The 21519-nt window shown below is 50.0% G+C and carries 11 protein-coding genes and 1 tRNA gene; 4 read left to right on the top strand and 8 right to left on the bottom strand.

Translation table 11 applies throughout. From position 1 onward, the window contains the following. Positions 1-176: 176 nt before the first annotated feature. Both metG and mnmA read left to right on the top strand, forming a co-directional pair. The gene (gene metG, locus HMPREF3027_RS04090) at positions 177-2231 is read left to right on the top strand and encodes a methionine--tRNA ligase (protein WP_070707209.1); all 2055 of its coding nucleotides are present in this window, start codon (positions 177-179) and stop codon (positions 2229-2231) included. Positions 2232-2233: 2 nt separating this feature from the next. After that, the gene (mnmA, locus tag HMPREF3027_RS04085) at positions 2234-3310 is read left to right on the top strand and encodes a tRNA 2-thiouridine(34) synthase MnmA (protein WP_070707207.1); all 1077 of its coding nucleotides are present in this window, start codon (positions 2234-2236) and stop codon (positions 3308-3310) included. 181 nt (positions 3311-3491) lie between these two features. On the opposite strand, the gene sprA is transcribed toward mnmA, so the two are convergent. From sprA to HMPREF3027_RS04060, 5 genes are all read right to left on the bottom strand, one after another. Beyond that, positions 3492-9530, bottom strand: a complete 6039-nt coding sequence (sprA, locus tag HMPREF3027_RS04080; protein WP_070707206.1) for a T9SS outer membrane translocon Sov/SprA — start codon at positions 9528-9530, stop codon at positions 3492-3494. 15 nt (positions 9531-9545) lie between these two features. After that, positions 9546-10154, bottom strand: coding sequence for a Holliday junction branch migration protein RuvA (ruvA, locus tag HMPREF3027_RS04075; RefSeq protein WP_070707205.1), 609 nt, complete (start codon positions 10152-10154; stop codon positions 9546-9548). Between the two features lie 133 nt (positions 10155-10287). Further along, positions 10288-10358: transfer RNA gene (locus HMPREF3027_RS04070), tRNA-Cys, on the bottom strand. A gap of 162 nt (positions 10359-10520) precedes the next feature. After that, a complete protein-coding gene (locus tag HMPREF3027_RS04065) occupies positions 10521-10994 on the bottom strand; it encodes a Fic family protein (protein WP_070707204.1) in 474 nt (157 codons plus the stop codon). Continuing rightward, positions 10987-12003, bottom strand: a complete 1017-nt coding sequence (locus tag HMPREF3027_RS04060) for a hypothetical protein (RefSeq protein ID WP_018027515.1) — start codon at positions 12001-12003, stop codon at positions 10987-10989. The genes HMPREF3027_RS04065 and HMPREF3027_RS04060 overlap by 8 nt, the downstream gene beginning before the upstream one ends. Before the next feature lie 544 nt (positions 12004-12547). Between HMPREF3027_RS04060 and HMPREF3027_RS04055 the strand changes: the two genes are divergently transcribed. Continuing rightward, on the top strand, positions 12548-14899 hold the full coding sequence (locus HMPREF3027_RS04055; RefSeq protein ID WP_083317498.1) for a TonB-dependent receptor: 2352 nt from the start codon (positions 12548-12550) through the stop codon (positions 14897-14899). Between the two features lie 51 nt (positions 14900-14950). After that, entirely contained in the window at positions 14951-16030 is a 1080-nt protein-coding gene (locus tag HMPREF3027_RS04050) for a hypothetical protein (protein ID WP_070707202.1), read from the top strand. A gap of 120 nt (positions 16031-16150) precedes the next feature. Here the strand turns inward: HMPREF3027_RS04050 and ccsA are convergent, their stop codons facing one another. The 3 genes from ccsA to HMPREF3027_RS04035 all read right to left on the bottom strand — a co-directional run bounded on the left by ccsA (position 16151) and on the right by HMPREF3027_RS04035 (position 21500). Continuing rightward, on the bottom strand, positions 16151-18382 hold the full coding sequence (gene ccsA / locus HMPREF3027_RS04045) for a cytochrome c biogenesis protein CcsA (protein WP_070707201.1): 2232 nt from the start codon (positions 18380-18382) through the stop codon (positions 16151-16153). A gap of 30 nt (positions 18383-18412) precedes the next feature. Next, positions 18413-20002, bottom strand: coding sequence for a di-heme oxidoredictase family protein (locus HMPREF3027_RS04040; protein ID WP_021903196.1), 1590 nt, complete (start codon positions 20000-20002; stop codon positions 18413-18415). Positions 20003-20318: 316 nt separating this feature from the next. Then, positions 20319-21500, bottom strand: coding sequence for an imelysin family protein (locus HMPREF3027_RS04035; protein WP_070707200.1), 1182 nt, complete (start codon positions 21498-21500; stop codon positions 20319-20321). Positions 21501-21519 lie beyond the last annotated feature (19 nt).

Below are 21519 nucleotides of genomic sequence, written 5' to 3'. Positions count from 1 at the left end.
GCCTATTTAACACGGACCCCTCAGCCGGGGTCCTTTCCTATAGACACACCTATGAATGCCATACGGCAAGTCCTTTCTAATGCGTAACCCCTGCCTCCAATGGCACTATTTATCTCGCTGTCATTTGATTTTTGTAACTTTGTGCCAAATATACAATGGATAGAAATAAGAAGGATATGAGTAACGGAAAATTTAAGCGTACTTTGGTGACGACGGCCCTTCCTTATGCCAATGGTCCGGTGCATATTGGACACCTGGCAGGGGTCTACGTCCCAGCAGATATATATGTGAGGTACCTTCGTCTGAAGGGCGAGGAGGTGGCCTTTATCGGTGGTTCGGATGAACACGGTGTGCCCATCACGATCAAAGCGATGAAGGAGGGGGTAACGCCACAAGACATTGTGGATCGCTACCACAAGCTAATTAAAGAGTCGTTTGAAGAGTTTGGCATCTCCTTTGATGTCTACTCACGCACTACAAGCGAGACGCACCACCAGATGGCGTCGGACTTCTTCACCACACTTTACGAAAAGGGCGAGTTTATAGAGCAGACCACTCAGCAGTACTACGATGAGGAGGCAAAGCAATTCCTTGCCGACCGCTACATCACCGGTACTTGTCCTATCTGTGGCAACGAAGGGGCTTATGGCGACCAGTGCGAGAAGTGCGGTAGCAGTCTGAATGCCACCGACCTGATCAATCCAAAGTCGGCCATCAGCGGTTCGGAGCTAGTGATGAAAGAGACCAAGCACTGGCACCTCCCCCTAGGGAAGTACGAGCAGTGGCTTCGCGAGTGGATCCTCGAGGGGCACAAGGAGTGGCGCCCTAATGTCTACGGACAGGTGAAGAGTTGGCTCGACCTTGGGCTACAGCCTAGAGCAGTGACCCGCGACCTCGACTGGGGTATTCCGGTACCGCTAGAGGGCGCTGAGGGCAAGGTGCTCTACGTATGGTTTGACGCCCCTATCGGCTATATCTCCAATACCAAAGAGCTCTTCCCCGATAGTTGGGAGACCTGGTGGAAAGATCCCGAGACCCGCATGATCCACTTCATCGGTAAGGACAATATCGTCTTTCACTGCATTGTCTTCCCTGCGATGCTCAAGGCTGAGGGCTCCTTTATCCTCCCCGATAATGTGCCTAGCAACGAGTTCCTCAATCTCGAGGGCGATAAGATCTCTACCAGTAGAAATTGGGCGGTTTGGCTCCACGAGTACCTACGCGACTTCCCTGGCAAGCAGGATATCCTCCGCTATGTCTTGACCGCCAATGCTCCTGAGACCAAGGATAATGACTTTACGTGGAGCGATTTCCAAGCTCGCAACAATAATGAGCTGGTGGCAGTGCTTGGCAACTTCGTGAATCGTGCTTTGGTACTGACCCACAAGTACTTTGAGGGGAAAGTGCCTGCCATCACCACCCTTCAGGAGGAGGATAAGGCGGTCCTTGCCGAGATCGGTACCATCCGCGACGATGTGGCCAACCTTCTCGATAACTTCCATATCCGTGATGCTCAGCGTAGAGCCATGGACTTGGCTCGCCTAGGCAATAAGTATCTCGCCGATATGGAGCCTTGGAAGTTGGCCAAGACAGATATGGATCGGGTAGCTACCATCCTCAATGTGGCACTACAGATCAGTGCCAATCTGGCTATTTTAATGGAGAGCTTCCTCCCCTTCTCTATGAAGAAGCTACGCCATCTGCTGAATATGGAGGGCGCCCTCACCTGGTCGGAGATCGGTAGGAGCGACCTATTGGAGGCGGGCCACCAGCTAGAGCAGCCTGAGCTCCTCTTTGAGAAGCTAGAGGATGCGACGATCCAAGCTCAGCTCGACCGCCTAGCAGCGATCAAGAAGAGCAATGCAGAGGCAGCTCTTAAGGCGGCAAAACCACTGGCGATTGCCCCTGAGATTAAGTTTGAGGAGTTTGAGAAGATCGACCTCCGTGTAGCTACGGTCAAGGCTTGTACCAAGGTGCCTAAGACCGATAAGCTCCTGCAATTTACCCTCGATGATGGCTTTGGAGAGCGGACCATCATCTCGGGTCTGGCAAAGCACTACGAGCCTGAGACGCTGGTAGGGAAGCAGGTGATCTTTGTGGCCAACCTTGCCCCTCGTAAGATGAGAGGAATCGAGAGCCAAGGGATGATTCTCTCCGTAATGGAGGCCGATGGCTCCCTCTCCGTACTCACCACGAGCAAGGAGGTGAAGCCAGGCAGTAAGGTATCCTGATTATGCAACGTGCACTATTGCTCTCGGGCGGTGTGGATAGCTCCGTGGCACTCCATCTGATGATGGAGCGTGGCGAGGCGCCCGACCTCTTTTATATCTATATCGGAGCTAATGAGGCAGGCTATGAGGACTGCCCTAGCGAGGAGGATATGGAGATGGTGAAGTGGCTCGCCAAGCACTATGGTCGCCCTCTGGAGGTGGTCAATCTGCATCGTGAGTACTGGGACTATGTGGTGCAATACATCATTGATACGGTGCGGGAGGGACGTACCCCTCACCCCGATATGCTCTGCAATCGGATCATCAAGTTTGGCTACTTCAATGAGTATGCGGGGCGGGATTACGATCAGATCGCAACGGGGCACTACGCGAGTAAAAAGGTGGTGGGCGATAAGGAGTTCCTCGCCACGGCGGTGGACCCAGTGAAAGACCAGACCGATTTCCTCGCTCAGATCACCTATCCTCAGCTTCTAAAGGCCTATTTTCCCCTTGGGGAACTGCCAAAGAGTGAGGTGCGGAGGATCGCTTCGATGGAGCACTTAGTCACGGCACAGCGAAAGGATAGCCAAGGGATTTGCTTCCTCGGTAAGGTAGATTATAATCAATTCTTGGAGCGCTATCTCGGTACTCAGAAGGGCGAAATCATTGAGCTGGAAACGGGCAAAGTGGTCGGTGAGCATCGGGGCTATTGGTTCCACACCATCGGTCAGCGGAAGGGGCTCGGATTATCGGGTGGCCCGTGGTTTGTAATCCGCAAGGATATTGAGCAAAATAGGCTCTATGTAAGCCGTGGCTACGACCCCGAGACGCAGTATGGCAATGTGGTGGAGATGCCGGAGATGCACTGGATTACGCTCGACCCGATGGAGGGGGAGGAGCTAGAGGTGACCTTCAAGGTACGCCACACGCCCGACTTTACCGTGGGACAACTGAAGCGGGACGCTGAGGGGATCTACACTCTGCACTCTACTGAATTGATTCAAGGGATTGCCCCAGGGCAGTTTTGTACGATCTACGACCGTTCACAGCAACTTTGCTACGGCTCGGGGGTAATTGCCCGTGGGCTAAGGCGAGAATGATGCACGAAGTGTAATGTTTGCACGAAGTGCCATTCTCGCACATTTGCTTCAAATGTGCTGAGACTTTGCACGAAGGATGAGATGCAAGGCGCTGAGGATGAGGCTGAAGGGAGCGTACTCACGTACGTGACCGAAGCCGAATTCCGAAAGCAACGCAGCAGATCGCCTTCGTGCAACAGTCTCAAGGCTTTAGTTGCAGACGGAAGAGTAGCCCGTAGGTGGTTCGCTTGAAGGGAAAACTGTAATTGGAGACGAGTGGTTGGCGCTGCTGACGCTCCACAAACACCCGAACGCTAATGGCATCAGAAAGCCCATACTCTGCTGAGAATTGCAGAGTATGGGCTTTCATGCCTTGTAGGGCAAGGTCGCTCTCCTGTTGTTGAATATTCCGAAGAAGGCTATAGGTATAGGTGTGGTGGAGCTGTAGGCGAAGGCTCTGTCGCTCGCTCCTAAGTAGGCTGATCTTACTGGTGAAGAGGGGTGCAAAGGTGACGTAATAGCCTAGCCGACTATAGAGTTCGTGGTCGGTCTGATCGAGTATCCGCTTGGCGGTGGTTTGGAGGGTTTGGGAGTGGCGCTTATTGTACCTTTCCTCTAGCGAGATGCCGAGCTGGCTCTTCACTTCTAGCCCGATGAGCGGGCTCAGCTCCTCACTCACCACTAGGCTTTGGAGGTCATTCTGCTCGGCAGTGATGTAGTAGGTAGGCACCTCCACATAAGCCCGATACTGATGGGTCAGCTTGAGGGTGGGGATATGCTCCTTTAGCCACGAGTGCCACTGGGAGATATTGAGCGACACTTGCCAATTGGGCAGAGTGGCCAACAGGCTAGGTAGCCCCTCACGCTCCAGGTAAAGGAGGCTCGACTGCTGGGCAAAGTGCTCTACCTCGGGGTGCTTCTGCAGTCGTGCGATGGTGCTATATCGTAGGTTGCCTCGCTCTATCTTGGCCCCCTCGGTTTGGTAAGGGGTCACCGAGGTGTGGTGGTGCCGATTGTTTTCGTAGGTAAAGGTGAGTTCGAGTCCCTTCAAAGGCTCGAACCTCAGCCGTGCCTCCATTTCATTTCGCCAAAAGGTGGTTAGAGGCTGTCGGCTGCCTCCCTTCTGGGTAATGAGGCTCTGCTCCTGCATCTTTTCAAAGGTGGAGAGAGGGTGGTCCATACCAAGCCGAAAGGCAATGCCTGGCATCAACTGTCGGTCGACAAAGCCAAGCCCCATCACCTTACCCCCATCGGCGAGCAACCCAGGCAAACTGGTACCTGTGGTTCGGCGAAGGTGCAGAGAGAAGTCTTGTAGTACTTTGATCGGTAGCGTGCTGAAATGATACTGAAGCAAGAGGTCGAGGTAAGTGCCATTCTCCGCTCTGTTGCCCTGCTGGTACTGAGCGCTCCTTGCCCCTAGTTGCCACTGATAATTGCTTCGCCATGTGGCCTGCCCCGTGAGTGGCTGGAGCCAATGAGCCGACATCGGCGGTAGGCGGTAGGCGAGCTCCAACTGCCCGAAGTAATGCTCCGTGCTGCCGAGCGCGGTAAGGTCTCGTAGTATCTCCCGCGTCATCCACTCAAATTGGCTCGCTTGACTCTCGCGGTGGCGTGCCTCAAATGGTTCGTGGATGAGTGCCATCGTGGTGCTTTGTAGGGAGAGGGTGAGTCCCTTGTAGCTCTGCTTGATTTGCAACCCCCTGACCCAGTCCCAACGGCTACGAAGGGTGGTGAGGGCTGAGTAGTCGGAGGGGAATTGCTGGTACTTGAAGTAGCGATTCCAGAGACTATTGAGGCGGATATAACTGCCTTGCGAGGTATCGAATTGGTAGGTCACTTCGCTCTCGGAGCTGCGCTCTCGCTCCTCAAGTAGGTCGGGGGCATACCCCTTTTGGCGATGTAGGCGGTAGCTGAATAGCCAATTGGAGAGGCTCCACGGACGCCTCTTATCAGCAGAATTGAGCCAACGCATATCGGCGAGTTCTAGGCTCTCCTGTTGCCTAAAGGTGGCACCGATGCCCCCTTCATTACGGAGGTCGCTATCAAAGGGATCGTAGAAGGGAGTAGACTTCTGTCGCTCTAGGGAGTAACGAATAGGGAACCTCAGTTGCCACCGCTTGGGCAGTAGCATACCCAGCTCTAGCTCGGTGCGAAGGAGGAAGGACTGCATATCCTGTAGCTCGTACTTGCGACTATCCGAGGTGATCGCGCCAAAGCCAGCAGTGCGATACTGCCCATCTAGATGAAGCGATGCTAGCTCTCCCAACTGCAATTGCATCGCCCCTTGGGCTGCCTTTCCACCCACGGCCCTTGCTCCTTTCACCGACATCTCATTGACCCACACCTCCGCAGAGAGTCGGCGGTCACTTTTATTCCGCACCCCAATCAGTACGGCCGTCACCTCACCCAGTGTGGGCTGCCCTTTCACCACCATGGTAGCCCCACGATGTGCAGGATCGGGCTGTACAAAGGGGATATGGTCCTCGGCTCCTGCCAACAGTCGCTGCTGCTTGAGCTCTGTCAGCTCTGCCAAGGAGATTTGGACGAGGTTATTGGGTCGCCACACCTCAGACCTTATCAATTCCTCACCGAGTGCCGAATAATTGCCGATGGGAGTTGCCTCAAGTGGCAGGCGGTACTCGTAGTAATTGCGAGTAAAGTCGTGCCCCACCCTAATAAAAAGCTCCAACTCACCCCTTGCAATCATCTGCTCCGACTCCAAGTGACTCCAGAGCTCCAACTGCTGATAGTGGCGAAGATCGAGCGATTGCTCCTTGTAGATAGCCACCGGCTGGCCAGGTGCTAGATACGCTATCTTCATCGCCAAAGCCTGCTCATCCTCAGCACGTAGTGCCCAGTCACTCGCCACCTCATCCCGCTCCACTTCGGGCGGAGAGAGGTAAGGGATTGGTGCCCTTTGGCTATCCTCCTCCAGAGAAAGGGTACTCATCTGCATCTCGGCACTACGCATATCACTCGGCTCGATGCTGCTCTGAAACTTACTCCACGAGGTAGAGACGATCCTAAACTGTGCTAGTCGGAGCTGCGCCTCTTTGCTAAAACGGGTGAGCGACAACCGAAGGGTCCGCACATCTTGTAGCGATACTCGCTGCCCAATCTGTTCTGAAGGGGCATGTAATGGGATTCGTAGCTTCACCCACCGCTCTCGCTCGCTTAGTCGCTTCTCCCCCACAATCTGCTCACCACTCAGTCCCTGACGAGTGATCGGTAACTCATACCTCAGATAGCCCTCCTCCTGCTCCTGAATCATATCCCTATTGAGGTCCTCGGTATCGGGGTCCCACGTCCGGGCACTCTCCACCCCTTGAATGACCCGAGGAGTGGAATTGCCCTCCATACCATTGATATAGCGATAACGCTCCAAGATCGGTGCCTCCACCTCGTCCCATTCATCGCCCAAGAAGAAGCGATAGTCGTCCTTTGCGGGGTCCTTTTCATCACGAAACAATTGATAGCGAGGGTGGCTCCGCTCCTCCTCCGAGGTCAGTCCATCCAGCCCCACATCTTGCTGATTGATCGGTACCTTTCCCGTAGTATCAAAACCGTAGAGCTGTGGCGGGGTGAGTGCCTTCCGCCCCCACTCCGTCTCTTGCTTCGCCTCACTTCCCTCGTAGTAGATACCTTCGTCGGGGAGAATCTCCTCCTTCATTCGCCCAAGATCCAGGTAGAGCATCCCCTCAGTGGCATCGGGGTCAAGGGTAAAGGGGTCGAGCATCCAGAGCTCCATGTAACTGTAGCGCCGATTCTCTAGGTCATTGGTCGAAAGGGGATAGCTGATACTGCCCCACATCTCCTGCGGTGCAGTGGGAGACTGAGGGTTGTAGGGACCACGCTCGGAGGGATAGAAAGAGAGATTGAGCGTGGAGAGCGTCTGCAACCCGATGGGCGAACGGTCGCGCTGCGGAAAGAACTCCTCGAGGGGCACCTCCCGAACCAAAGGGTGGTGGCGCTGACTTTGGTCTTTCATTAAGTGTGTTGGTTGGTGCGGTGCACCATCCCGTACCAGAAGAGCATCCACCTTGAACCACGCCAGTTGGGCACGGCTCTCAGGTCGCTCCACCTGCCCTAGAGACCACCCCTGCGGATAGGTGAGCTCAATATATCTATTGCCCTCCTCAAAGTCCTCCACTACGATCTTATCACTGCCACTGCGCGAACGATTATAATCGGAAAGCAGCTCCGCATAAGAGGCCTGAAGAGAGAGCTTCAGTGGCTCCCGCACCTCCAGTCCACTCCACTCATTGAACCACTCAATTACCGATGGGCTCTCCCAATGGTAGCTAGCATGTACCCCCCACATACGGTTGCGTAGCACCTCCTCTCCCCACCGTATCCTATTACGTCGGCTATCCTCCCAATAGGCGAGCAGCGTACCGCCGACATTGAGGCGAGGGGAGGGCGTCCAATTCAGTTCCGCACCCACCAGAGACTTCTCCTTGCGTCGCTGCTGCTCTCGCTCCTTCACCGTAATCTCAATCGTCTCCGTGGTATTGGTGGTCAGCGTAAGCCTCCCCGAAAGGTAGTCAATCACATACTCCACCCCCTCCGAAAGCTGTCGACCACTCGCCTCTACCCGCACACTCCCTGGCTCAATCTTCTGATGACCTAGCGACACCGACTGCATCTGGCTCCCCGTCACTTCCGCTTGAATTCTAAAGAGGTCTAGTTCCTGAGCCTCCTTTGCCTCACGTTGGCTCTTCGTATAAAGTGCTTGAAAGGTAGGGTAGCCATCCCGAGGTATCTCTACAAAAGGATACCTTTGAGGTAGAAAGAGGGTGCCAGTCGCCTTGAGATAAGTGACCCCATCAATCAGGTCGAAGAGCCCATCGGGTGCCCCACCCCGACCAGAGCTATCGGCTCGGTCCCAGCCAAATAGGTCGAGCCACGAGCGACCACTATCCGCTCCTCTCTCCACAATCGGTTTATCTACCCCCGCCTCCTCGTCCTTAAAAACTAGCGACACCTGTAGTTCGTCATTCTGGATATCTGGCCTTGCCCCCGAGAGAGAGTAGCCATTCTTCATCATCAGCCCCCAAAGCGGTGAGTGAGGAGAGCGATCCTGCTCCGACAGCAGTGCTACACGCCGACTACCCCCCTCCGCAGTCACCAAGTCCCCCACCTGATACCGCTTTCCTTTGTAATGATAGCTGTAGGCCACTGCTAGTATCTGCCCGTCCCCCAGTCGACTTTGAAGTGAGATAAATCCGAGTGTCGGGTGGAGGGTATAGGCCGAAGGCGGAAGCTTTCGGGCAGAAGTGATCTCGATACCACTTGCCTCAAAAAGGTTGCTACTAGGGAGTTGCTGAGCAGTCGAAGCCCCTTTGAAGGCAGTAATCGGTTCCGAACGGCTCCGATTATCCATCTGACGTGGGGTGGTGACCCACACCTCCACTCGGTCTATGTAGAGGTCACTCTCCACAAGGGGCAAGTGCTTGAGTGCGTCGCTATATTGGGCGGCAAAGAACTCCGAGAGAAAGAAGTGCTGAGCAAAGTCGTAGTCACTCCCTTTCAGCTCCGTCTGGATCAATTGTCGTCCGCCCTGCACTACAATCTTACGCTCCTCGGCATACTGCCGACTGGCCACCACCTGAAACGAGAAAGGACCCATCAGCAAGTCCGCCCGTACGCCAAAGAGCTCCCCACCGGTATCAATCAACGGATTGCGACTCTCCATTCGCACATTGCCCGCCTGTAGTCGCTGCACAAAGTCGTAGTTTTCATCCTCATACCTCAGCCGCACTCTACTTCGGCGATCCGCCATCACCGGCTCGGTAGTGTAACTAAGGTCGAGCTGCAATCGCTCGGAGTAGTTGGCCTTGAGGTGAATATTCATCTCTGGCAAAATGGTGAAATGGCTTCGCTTGCGTAGCCCCACTGGTAGCAGAGGATTATCCTCCTCAGTAGTGGTATGACTTAGATTGAGGGAGAGATAACCATTGGCTTTTAATCCCAGCTTAGGACGCTGGGGAAGGGGCTTGGGAAGTGGAGGCTTCCCTTTTTCATAAAAGACTTCACCCGTCTGCTGTAGTGCCTTCGCACGGAAATACTCCTCGGAGGTGAGTAGCTCCCGCAATTGCCACGCCCCCAAGCTATCTCGGCTATAGAGGAGGTAGTAGCCCGTCGCCGGGAGATACCCCACCGAATCGGTCTGGAGAGATTGCGCCCTTCCACTACCCCAGAAGAGTAGTACAAGGGGCAATGCCACGTAGCACCGTCGCATCGCTCTCCACACACGCTACAGCATCTGCAGACCCTTGCGGATCATATCATTAATACTCATATTGGGATCGGACTTTGCCAGCTTTGCCACCACCTTGCGGGCAGCTGCAGCAGGATAGCCAAGGGCAATGAACGCCTTCTCCGCCTCCTCGTACATAGCCTGGTGCTCCGTGGCAAGTGGGTCCTTACTACTATCAATGCCGATATTGAAGGTGCCCATCTCCGCTTCGATCTTATCCTTCAGCTCCACAATAATTCGCTGAGCGGTACGAACCCCTACCCCCTTGATCGACTTCAATCCCGCCTCATTTCCCTCCTTAATCAGTCGGGTGAGCTCACTTGGGGTAAAGCTAGAGAGTGCCAGACGAGCCGTGGCAGGACCAACGCCATTCACCGTAATCAGCAGACGAAAGAGCTTCCGCTCCGCCTCCTCACAAAAGCCATAAAGGTCGTGGGTATCCTCCCTCAGCACCTCATGCACCAAGAGCTTCGCCTCCTCTCCCTCGCGTATCTTATTGTAGGTATTGAGGGAGATAGCGAGTAAATAGCCTATTCCTCCGCCCACCTCTATTATCGCAGCCGTGGGGGTACGCTCTACCAGCTTCCCTCTCAAGTATTCTATCATGTCGTTCTATCTTAATTACTAGTGGCAAAGAAAAGTGCCACCTCTCATATTCCCCAAAGATACAAAAAAATACCTCAAGTCTCGCGACTTAAGGTACCTACTTAAACCTTAAATTATTATGAAAAAACTATAGAGGTTCGTGGCGGATTTGAACCGCCGTACACGGTTTTGCAGACCGTTGCCTAACCACTCGGCCAACGAACCATTTGCCTTAAGCAATGGCAAAGATACAAAAAATATTGACACTGACAAAAAAAGTCCACAAGACCCCAATGGCTGTCTGGTTGGAAAATAATAAGTAAATTACACTAGTAATTTAAATCTACGTTTTATGATTTCAAGTACATTCGCCATAATTATATTCAGTTATTCGTAATCTTCGCCTTGTATTCCTAACTCACCTTTGCTCATGGCATTGGCAATATCTATTTTCAGCTCTTCGTCATAATCTTTACTGGTTAGAAAGCTATTGACGATGCGTAGCAGCAAATCTTGGTCGATGTTCGATGCTGCCACGTGATAAATGATAGATTCCAATGTACGCATACAGATACAAGCGTGCCAATAGTAATTATTTTTATGTAAGAAGTACGCACCCAAACTCAGTGCAATACGCTTGTTCCCATCATTGAAGAAGTGCCCGGAACAAAATCTATACATCAAATAGGTCAGTTTGTCGGCAAAGGTAGGATAGTATAAATCGTTTTGCACAAAATCCAATGTAGCACGAATACCGCCTTCATCACGCACTCCTTCAAAGCCACCATCACTGGCATCAATCATTTTGCCATAGATGCTTAGAGTTTCATCGTAATCTATGTAAATAATTTCCTTACTCATCCTCTGCCTGTTTTAAGCGTTTCAGTACATCTTTATTGTCCGCTAAAATTTGGTCAAAATCAATAGACTGGTCACCGATGAATCGTTCAAACTCTTCAGGAGTAACAGCTTGTAGATAGTCTGCAATGTTACCATGATACGCATCCCGGAAACTAAAATCCCTTGAAGCCATTTTTGTTCTGGCATCATTCAGATAAGGTTTCTGCATGGGATGTTCGGCAAGTTCGTTTACAATACGCTTCACTTCGTCAATAGTAAGTTTTCTGCCACCGTTTTCCTTGAATCGTTCATTGATAACTGCACCCACACCGTTTTCAAAAGAAGAAATAACCAATAAAACCTCTGAATACAGCGTGTGTCGAACATTGTCTTTGGAATCCAACTTCAACACTTCCCGGTATTCCTTAGCATTCTCCTTGAATACAGCCTTGTAAATGAAATCTGTAATTTGAGAATATTTGTATGTGGGATGTCCCTCCACGTATTGTTTGATGGCAGAAGTGAGATTTTTACGATAGTTTTCCTCTGTAATTGCGGCAGGAAGGTAATGCACATCCCTGCGGTTGATATATTTTGTTCCTCCACCTGTCTTTTCATTGATAGTGGTAATCACAAAATCCAAGATGAGGCTACGGACTTTCTTGGCTTTTTCACTCTCTGTAAGTAGCATACCCATATTCAAGAAAGAGCGGAAATTAAACAGTCCAAGTTGTGTTGTTTTGCTCGCCTCATTAATAAGGTGAGCAAATTCTAACTTAAACTCTTTCAGTTGTTTACCCTTACATAAAATATATCCGTTATGCTTCAATTCATCAGAATTTGATTGCAGGTAACGATCTATTGTAGATGTGTCAACTTGATAAAAGTCGGCAACCATTTTTTTTGTAAAGCGGTATTCGCCCTCAAAGAGCATTCCTTCTATATCAAGATGCTCTTGTACCTTACTGACCGCAAAACGATTGTTAAGTACATTCTGCCGTTCTATGTTTGAGATGGTCAAATCTTTCATATCACTTCACGATTACGTAGTTTCAAATTACTAGTGCAATTTACATATTATTTTCCAACCAGACAGCCATTGGATTTTTGTACTGCAGGGGTTACGCATTAGGAGTAAATGCATAAGTTAATGACCCTATAAAATAGGAGAAAGGAGTAACCCAAAAATCCAATTTATAACAAGCTGATATTCAAAACCATATAAAAGCGAAAACGGAGTTGCAACTAAGCGATCGGCGAGTTGCAACTAAGCAAACCGAGATGCAACAAAGCAAATGCTTAGTTGCAACTAAACTTTTGGTCACTTAGCTGTTGCTTTTTTAGGCTGTTATTCAAAGACCATCTGCACCCTTATTTGTGGGATGAATTTGTCCGTGGATGTTAATTATTCACACCGTGTAACAGTCTCCTTATCCATAGACACCCCGATAAAAGCCACTCACAAGACTATTCTAATGCGTAAGCCCTGATTAGTTGCCCATTTTTATAGCCTAACTAAAAAACATTAGCTACCCTTGCAACCCAGTTGCAAGTTTAATCATTAATCCTAGTTTATGATGAGGAGTCATCAGCCTTGTTGTCTTGCCATCTGTAAGTGTATAGTGATGTTATTATCGCTTACATTTTCCAAGACAGACATTTTTGCACAGGAGCAGAGCAAGGGAGTATCCATCTCTTGCATCGTGCGTGATGCCATTACGCAAGAACCAATAGATGGAGTGGTTGTATCAATCAACGACCGTGAAACAGGAGTCACTGCAAGGGGCGGAAAAATCACCGTATTGGTGCCCCACAGTGCGACCCTTAAGTTCTCTCACATTGCGTATGAAGCCGTTGAGATCAGGAATGCTACGAAAGAGGCATCTAGTGGTCACCCACTCTATATCTCCCTTTATGCATCCAACTTTTCGCTCAATGAAGTAGTGGTAAAAAGTAAAGCCACTACAAAGAGTGTTACAGTAGCAGAAACACTCAGTAGCCGGGATATTTCTAGTAATCTAGGGAGCTCGCTTGCTGAAGCCATCTCCAAAGTAAAAGGAGTATCTATGCTATCGACGGGTCCCAATGCGAGCAAACCAGTCATTCACGGCATGCACAGTAATCGGGTGATGATTGTTAATAATGGCATACGCCACGTAGGCCAGGGATGGGGCATCGATATGGCACCAGAGATCGACTTTAGTATGGCGCAAAATGTCCGAGTACTCAAGGGGGCAGAGGTGGTAAAGCATGGTTCGGGAGCCCTAGGTGGTGTAGTAGAAATAGACCCTCCATTGCTTGAATATCAACAAAAGGGCATTGGGGGAAAGATTGCCACCTCATATATCACCAATGGGCGTGGGCTGGTTGGCCTCATCGGGATTAATGGCTCACACAATAATCATTGGGCTTGGAATATAGCCGCCTCTTATCAAAACTACGGCGATAAGTCTACTGCCCACTACCTACTCAATAATACGGGTAGTAGGCAATGGAGTACCACTGCGCAATTGGGCTATAGGCGTGGAAGTCGATTTACCTCCGAATTGTACTACTCCTTTTTTCACTCTCATGAAGCCAGCATGTTTGCTTGGCAAATAGGAAGTCGTGATCTCTTTGAACAGAGACTGAAAATAGGGAAACCAGAGCTTATCTACCCATTCACAAGGAAAATCCAATACCCCTACTCCAAAGTGTGGCATCACCTTATCAACTCGCGCACTCGCTACGATCTTACCACCGAGCAAGTACTTCGGCTCAATCTATCCTACCAGCTAGATATACACAAGGATTACCACAATCGACGCAATTACCGATCCTACGTGCCAGAGTACAGCATGCGACTCTCTACACTTGATGGGCTCCTAACCTGGAACCACTACAACCTACTAGGTACGGAAGCTGAAGTGGGGGCGGAGATTCAAATCTCCACCAATGACAATCCCGAAGATACCGGTGTGCAACCGATGATTCCAAACTATAAGGCCTATACGTTCAGTCTATTTGCTTGGCAGAAAAAAGTATGGGAGCACTTCTACATGGATTGGGGATTTAGGTATGAAGATTATACAATCGGAGTAGCTGGCTACGACTTAGCAAGTGAATACTTCTCAGATGCTGACCACCGCACTCTACTAGGAGGGCAAATAGGCGTAGGCTATACTCCTACCGACAAGCTTTCGGTCATTAGTAGTTTCTCTATCCTCCAGCGTCCACCACACGTGTACGAACGCTTTTCCCTCGGAGTAGATAAAGCAGCAGGAGTATTCTCCCGAGGCGACCGCAACCTAACCCCAGAGATTGGCTATAAGTGGGTCAATTCCATAGAGTACAGTGGGGACAAGCTTGCCTGCTCTATTGAAGGATTTCTACAGTATGTCAATGGATATATCTATCAGGCCACTAAACGTGGCACATTCTTTCAGACTCAAGCAGGAGAGTACCCCGTATTTGATTTCTGGCAAGAAAACGCCTTCTTCTGCGGTGCAGACTTCAAAGCCAATGCCAATATCATAGGGAAACTACTTGCATACGGGCTCCAAACAGGCATCACGGTGGGACACCTAAAGAATATGCTACATGTCCCTAATATCGCCCCATTCAGGTGGCGTCACTGGATAGAGTCGGAGTATACCATTCCCGGCACCTCTATAGAGCTATCAGGCAACTTCGAGATGACCTATGTCGCAAAGCAAACGCTCTTTAGCCCAGAGCTAGACCTAGTGGACTTCACCCCACCGGCCTATACACTCTTCGACCTCTCATTAAAGGCAAAAGCCCCTGTCACTTTCGGGAAAAGCCTAGAGGGGGAGGTGAGTATTGAAAACCTCACCAACGCAGAGTATAAAGACTACACCAATCGCTTCAGATACTACTTCCACAATCTAGGTAGAAGCGTGAAGCTGCGCCTAATGTGGACATTCTGATCACAACAACTATTTTTCAACACAATAACCATTTTTATAGACAACAATTTTATGAAATTAAAAAGCTTATTCACCGTGATGGTGGCTATGATGGTAGCTATGATGGCTACTGGATGCAAGAATGGGATTGTCAATCAGGTCCCAGAGCCTGAAGACCAAAAGCTCAAAAAGCTTCATGAGGATCCTACTACTGCAGAGTTTATCCTACAAGAGTGCCACACGCACGGCCCTTCAACTTGGCACGGAAATGGGGTGTCAGACCAAGTTAAGTACTTCAAAACCTTCCAGAAGATTACCTATAAGCTAAAAAAGGGGAAGGATGGCAATGGGAGACCAACACTAGAGTGGGGGCCAGCAGAGGATAGCCCAAAGGCCTTCTATGTACGTACCGGTCTTGACTATGGAGAGAGCCTTTCAAAGCCAGGCAATGGCGGCAATTTCTACTCCCTAGTAATCAAGTACTATAATGCTAAAGGAGAAGACATCACCCATCAATTTGTAACTAATGGGCAAGAGAATATCCACCAGCACTTCTTTATCCCAGTAGATAATTCTATCAAATCTTGGGGCGCTACGGATAAGGAAGAGCTGATGACCAACCTTCCAAAGGATCAAAATGGCGTCACAGACCTCTTTAAGTACTGGTATATGGATACTGACCCACACGACAAGCTAGCATCTGACGATGAGGCTAAATTCATCAAGGATCCACGTGGCTTTAAGGGTATCCTTCAATTTAATCCATTTAAGCCGGTTGAAGAAGGGGTTATTCCCGTGACCTATTCTTGTGATATCCAAGTGAAACTGATGCACTCCCTTACCAATAAGAAGGATCCTAAAAAGACCTTCTCAAAGACCGAAACTCCATCACCTTACAACAAGCCATCTACAGCCCAGCTCCAAGTGGATGTATGGGATCTAGATACGAAGATACACTTCGTGGTATTCAGTAGCCGTATGGAGTACCTCATGGATGATAGTATGAAGACCTTTGCCGACCTCAAGACGGATGAGCAAAGAGACTATGTACGTCGTTATGCCAAGGCGTGGGGCTGCACGCTAGATCAAGCTGTAGTAGATATCCTAGGACAGCTATCTGGTAGCACACTACACGTATCTTCTAACCTCTAAATTGAGGTATAATAGCTTATAATGATAAGTGCCCTCCTTTTAGAAAAGGGGGGGGCACTTATTTATTCGCTCTATTTCGGGCTTCCAATATACTCTAGTGGGGAGGGGGTGAAGTGTGGGCTAGGCATAGCCGTGGAGTCCTCCCAAGATAAAATTAACACCGAAGTAGGTCATCAAGATGGTCATAAAGGCGGCGATAAGGTAGGTGTGTAGAAACTTCTCCTTCCTGAAGGCTTTGAGGGCACCTTGGTGTAGGGGCAAGGCATAGACGAGCATGGTGATGAGTGCCCAGGTCTCTTTGGGGTCCCACCCCCAGTACCTACCCCACGAGATATTGGCCCATACCGCTCCGATAAATATACCGGCGGTGAGCAAGAAGAGTGCGGGATAGAGTAGCAAGCGGCTGATCTGGGTCAGTTGCTCGGTGGGCTTCCCCTTCCTCAGTAGCACCAGTCCTGTAATCCCATTAAAGAAAAGGAAGCAGAAGAGGGTGTAGGAGAGCATCATCACGATCACATGGATACTCAGGAGCGGAGAGCTAAGTACTGGCATCAGTGGGGTCATCTGCGGATTGCTCTCCCCCATCACAGAGACCATAAGTGCCAGGCCACTGGATAGCATTCCAAAAGAGAGAAAGAGGTCGGAGTGCCAACTGAGGAAAAAGGCTATAAGCAGGATAGTGAGTGCCAAGAACTGCATCGTCTCAAATCCATTACTTAGAGGGATATGTCCGGCTGATACCCCTCTCAGTGTACTGCACGTTATCAGGTATAGTGCGGCTATGCCCATTAGCCCGAGGCCGATGCGCTTGATGAGTTTAGGGGCATTTTGCTCTCTTAGACGGTTGCTCAATATAAGGATGTAATAGAAAACCCCCAGCAATATCAAGGTAATCGCCAGTGGTAGCGTGTGGGATAGTTGGTTGTAGAGCCTTTCACTCTGGAAGCGACCCTCAGGGGGTAATAGCTCACCCGCTTTCTTTTGCTGGTAGCGGCGAATCTTCTCCAAGGTCACAGAGAGCTCATCATAATGATGCGTGCGGGTAAGCTCGGTGAGATAATCTGTGGAACGACGGATAAAGAGCCATTCATCCTCAGGGAGGTCGGTGGGCAAACGGTCGGCCTGTGCCATCCATTGGATGCTTCCCCCCTCTGGAATGGGAAACATCTTGATCCCTTGCCCTGAGAGTAGCGAGCCGACAATATTGTACTTTTCGTAGAGTGCCAGTAGGTCTCTAGCCTCTCCCTCGGGTAGATGACCCGTATTGAGTGCTTGGAGTGCTCCCGACAACTTCATCTCACCCGCCTCATCAAAGAAATCTTGCCAGCTGACATACCGCTTCTCTATACCCAAAAGGGAGCGCATCGGAGCGCCCTTCACTCGAATCATAGGCACCTCAATCCAATCGGAAGGATAGAGTAGCCACCCAGTGAGTACCTGCTCGGCAGTCAGGCCTTTGTAAGAGGGTTTGCCATACAGCTTGGTCACAAAATCACGAGCGAACGACTGCATGGGGCAGATACGCCCATTGTGGTAAACATACAATTGACCAAACTGCTCCGCTTGTGTTGGTGGCATCACGCCTGGAAGGGCACGGCCACTAGATGCATAAGCACTCTGCGAAGTACAGAGCAATAGGAGAGGAAGGAGCAGCATCGGCACCACCTTTCGTGCTTGAGATAGTTGCCTTAGCGTTCGACGGAATTCGCCCTTCGGATCTACCAAGACTAGGATCATGGCCACTAAGAGCAGCCCATAGCCACAGTAGGTAAAAGCAATCCCCCAGGGGTCATAGGCAACGCTGAGCCGCACCCCTTTTTGGTCATCATCATAGCCACTTTGGTAAAAACGGTACTGCCGATGATGTCCAATGTGATTCATTGAGACCCGTTCTGCCCCACCATCATCAAAGCGGAGCGAGCTCACAAAGTCCATAGGCGACTGTGTACCGGCATAATAGAGTATTTCGAACGATTCCAAATTTACGGTAAAGGGGAGCTCCACACTCTTCCCCTCCTTAGTGGTAAAGGAGTTAGTCGCTTCTCCCTTATAGAGGTAAAGGTCGCCCCTTTGGGAAAAGAAATAGGTGAGCCCGGAGCCCAGTAGGATTACCCCAAAAGCGATGTGAAGGAGCAGAGCTCCCATGTGGCAACCCTTTCGATGGTATCTCAGTAGTAGCGCCAATGCTGAGATGGCAAGTAGCAACCAGAGGCCAACAAAATACCACGACCCATAAATGTACTGATGGGCAAAGGCTGCTCCCTCTACCTTTTCAATAAAAGTGGCTATGATCAAGACCATTATGGTCAAGATCAATAGCCCAAAAGAAATAATAGTCAATCGTCTCTTCATTAGATCCGATGTAGTAATAATTAGGGAGGGTTAAATCGCCTCAATAAACTTCACAATTGCCTCACGGTCTTCTCGCTTCAGCTCCCTAAACTTCTCAGTGGTCCAACGTGCCTGAGAGACACCTCCCTCACGTGAGCATCCATGCCACATAATGGCCTCAATCACATTGCGAGCACGAGCATCGTAGAGCCGATCATCATGGCCAGTGCATATCCTCATTAGCCCTTTACCCCAAAGCGGAGGAGTGCGGATCCAGCCTTTACGTACATCGTTTTTCATATAGAGACGGTGCGATACCAAGTCGGTATATGGCCAAATGGTCTGGTGTGGATAGTGTGGCATTCGTGGGTCGTTGGGGGTGTATTGTGGCTCACCTGGATAGGTAAGTAGGTCCTCACCCGTTGTCCACGAAGGTCTATGGCAAGTGGCACAACCAATCTCCGTGAAGAGCTTTTTTCCTCTTTGCACCACTGGATCATCCATGTGTCGGGCAGCCGGTACAGCGAGGCCTCGCAGCCACGTCATGTAATTGACGTAGTCCTCTAGCTGCATCTCTTCGGGGTGATCATTGCTCATAAAGTAATTGTAGATATCTTTTTCAGGGTCACCCGTCTTATTCCATTCAGGGTAATAGCGGTAGAACTCTGCCTGCACCTCAGGGTCTTTGCTCGCAGTGAGGGCGTATTCCTTCGTCACGTTGACCGAAGTAAGGCCGGGGCGAGTAACATTGAAGTTGGCCCAGTGCTGGGTGTCAAAGGTAAAGGTGCTCAGCTCCAAAAAGTGTCCGAACCTAAATGGACGCATGGTGATTGAGTCAATAGCAGTCCATTGGCCATTGGCAAACCTACTTGGGTCCAGCTCCGTAAACTGTGCCTCATGCTGCCACTGGGCGAGGAGGTCTTCGTCAGAAATAGCCTCTATCAGGCCGTTGCCAAAGAAAGGAATTGCATTCTTGAGCCGAATCATAATATCCTCCACTGCGACAGGCTTCCCATGGTGTGAAGGCTTGACATAGTAAGCATCCTCTGGTATTTTCACTTCGGGGTAGATGAGGCTATACTTCTCACCATCGGGGAATGTATTGCCCCAGTCGTCAGTGTACTCCAGCCAATTAATTTCCACCTTAGAGGGGTCTAGATAAGACTTGAATGGAGGCATACCTTGGAATTTTGGGCTGAAGAAGGAGAGCAAGTCGCCATCAGCATTACAGATCTCTAGCTCCGTAGAATTACCCCACTCCTTAGGGTCGAACTTGGTGATACGCCATCCGTGACCATAGCCAATATGGCAGGTTTCGCAAGAAGGGCGTGAGTAGAGTGGCCCTCGACCATTGAAAGGGCGTTGACTTGAATTAAAGGGGCGCTCAAAAAAGAATTCGCCCATTTTGAATTGAAACTCAAGCCCAGCTTCCTCGATGGCTGGTGTAGGGTCTTCGTATGCACTGGCAGTGGAATTAAAGGTGGTGCCCAATCGTCCGCCAGCATACCACTCATCGGCTAGTTCTTCCTCTCCTTTCGGGTCACAGCCAGGGTCCTTCTGGCATGATGTAGAGAGTAATCCCAATAGTATCCCTGCTGCAGACAGGAATAGGGCTTTTGTGTTGTACCTCATTTGATTCATTGATATATGTAGGTTTGTTGTTTCATTTTAATAGTGCTCATTGAGTGCCCAGGGAACAATTGCTTATTCTCCCAGGGCACTCAATGAGATTCTGCTGGCACCTCACTGGTATAAAAAGAGAATGTTGCACGAAGTGCCATTCTCGCACATTTGTTCCAAATGTGCCGAGACTTTGCACGAAGGATGATATGCAAGGCGCTGAGGGTGAGGTGAAGGGAGCGTACTCACGTACGTGACCTAGGCCGAATTCCGAAAGTAACGAAGCAGATCGCCTTCGTGCAACAGTCTCAAAAGAGGTACCACATAGAGAGCAATACTACTTCTTAGCCAGCTCTTGCTTGAGTTCGCTAAGCGTTTCATCGAGTGCCTTGCAGGCATCCATAGCAGTCTTACATCCTGCATCCGTATAGTTGAGGACGAAAGGTGCCTTCATGCTTTTAATAGCATTTTTGGCATTGTCTATGGCCTTAAGTACCTTGGCATCCATTGCCTTATTATGCGTTTGCATATACTGGTGAAGTGATGCTCCACGATTTCCCTCGATACCACCAAGGTACACATTCTCTACGGAGGTGATATTGTCATAAAAGTCATGGATAGACCTTTGGCTGTAAGGCGACTCAATATAGGATATATCCTCACCAGTGTGCGCCGAACCAATCTTAGAAGTACCTACTTCATCGCAAATATCATTACATCCAGAGACAATGGCCTCCATGGCATTGATCCAAGAGCGGTATATCGAACCTGGCTGTCCGGCCTTAACCATATTCTCTCCATAGGAGAACTGGCCACCTACTAGCACTTGTAGCTCCACATCTTCCAGAATATGCTTCACTAGCTCTTTATTGAGCTTAGAGGCATGCTCCTCACCAGCCCACGCGGTTAGCAATTGCCAGCAGCTATTACGCAAGTCACCAGCTACGGCAATGGCATATATCAGGTGCTCTTCAGATATAGAGCCAGCAGTGCGAGGCTTGCCATTCTCAAAGAGGATATACTCAACTCCGTGAAAACCGAGAAGCTCCTGACCAAGCTTAGTCCTTGCTACTATATCGGAGTCCTCTCCATCTAGCTCCTTGATATTTGCTGCTTTGTCTAGATATTTTTGCAGAGCTGGTAGGTCAAGAGGCCAAGAGTCGATATGTGGGTCGATACCAAAATCACTTGCTGCCCCGAAGAGAAATGCCTCGCTACGCTCCCACCAGCCACGAGACTCTATAAAGTCTTCACACGCCTTATTGAGATTCTCCTGAGTAGGAGCCTTTCGATAAGTCCGTAAGTCCTCTACTAAGTCAGCAGCTTTTATGGCCATCTTAGTATAAGTAGGGATTACCGTTTTATTGACGAAAGTCTCAGCAATCTCTTGATAGGCTTTGTCGCGTTGCTCATCATCGGATATGGTTACCTCACCATGATTACAAGATGATAGGGGTGCAATAAAGAGCAATCCGATTGATGCCACTAAGGCATAAGAAAATAACGGTTCATCCGACATTTCGTGTGATACGGCAGTC

Origin of the sequence: Porphyromonas sp. HMSC077F02 (assembly GCF_001815465.1) — a bacterium.
Lineage (GTDB): Bacteria > Bacteroidota > Bacteroidia > Bacteroidales > Porphyromonadaceae > Porphyromonas_A > Porphyromonas_A somerae.
The sequence above is the reverse complement of the archived record's forward strand: the minus strand, read 5'-3'. Positions and strand labels throughout refer to the sequence as shown.

Coding starts and splice junctions, on each gene's coding strand:
- HMPREF3027_RS04040 (WP_021903196.1), bottom strand. CDS start 20,002: ATGAATCAAATGAGGTACAACACAAAAGCCCTATTCCTGTCTGCAGCA.
- HMPREF3027_RS04055 (WP_083317498.1), top strand. CDS start 12,548: ATGATGAGGAGTCATCAGCCTTGTTGTCTTGCCATCTGTAAGTGTATA.
- HMPREF3027_RS04065 (WP_070707204.1), bottom strand. CDS start 10,994: ATGAGTAAGGAAATTATTTACATAGATTACGATGAAACTCTAAGCATC.
- HMPREF3027_RS04060 (WP_018027515.1), bottom strand. CDS start 12,003: ATGAAAGATTTGACCATCTCAAACATAGAACGGCAGAATGTACTTAAC.
- HMPREF3027_RS04035 (WP_070707200.1), bottom strand. CDS start 21,500: ATGTCGGATGAACCGTTATTTTCTTATGCCTTAGTGGCATCAATCGGA.
- metG (WP_070707209.1), top strand. CDS start 177: ATGAGTAACGGAAAATTTAAGCGTACTTTGGTGACGACGGCCCTTCCT.
- sprA (WP_070707206.1), bottom strand. CDS start 9,530: ATGCGACGGTGCTACGTGGCATTGCCCCTTGTACTACTCTTCTGGGGT.
- ccsA (WP_070707201.1), bottom strand. CDS start 18,382: ATGAAGAGACGATTGACTATTATTTCTTTTGGGCTATTGATCTTGACC.
- HMPREF3027_RS04050 (WP_070707202.1), top strand. CDS start 14,951: ATGAAATTAAAAAGCTTATTCACCGTGATGGTGGCTATGATGGTAGCT.
- mnmA (WP_070707207.1), top strand. CDS start 2,234: ATGCAACGTGCACTATTGCTCTCGGGCGGTGTGGATAGCTCCGTGGCA.
- ruvA (WP_070707205.1), bottom strand. CDS start 10,154: ATGATAGAATACTTGAGAGGGAAGCTGGTAGAGCGTACCCCCACGGCT.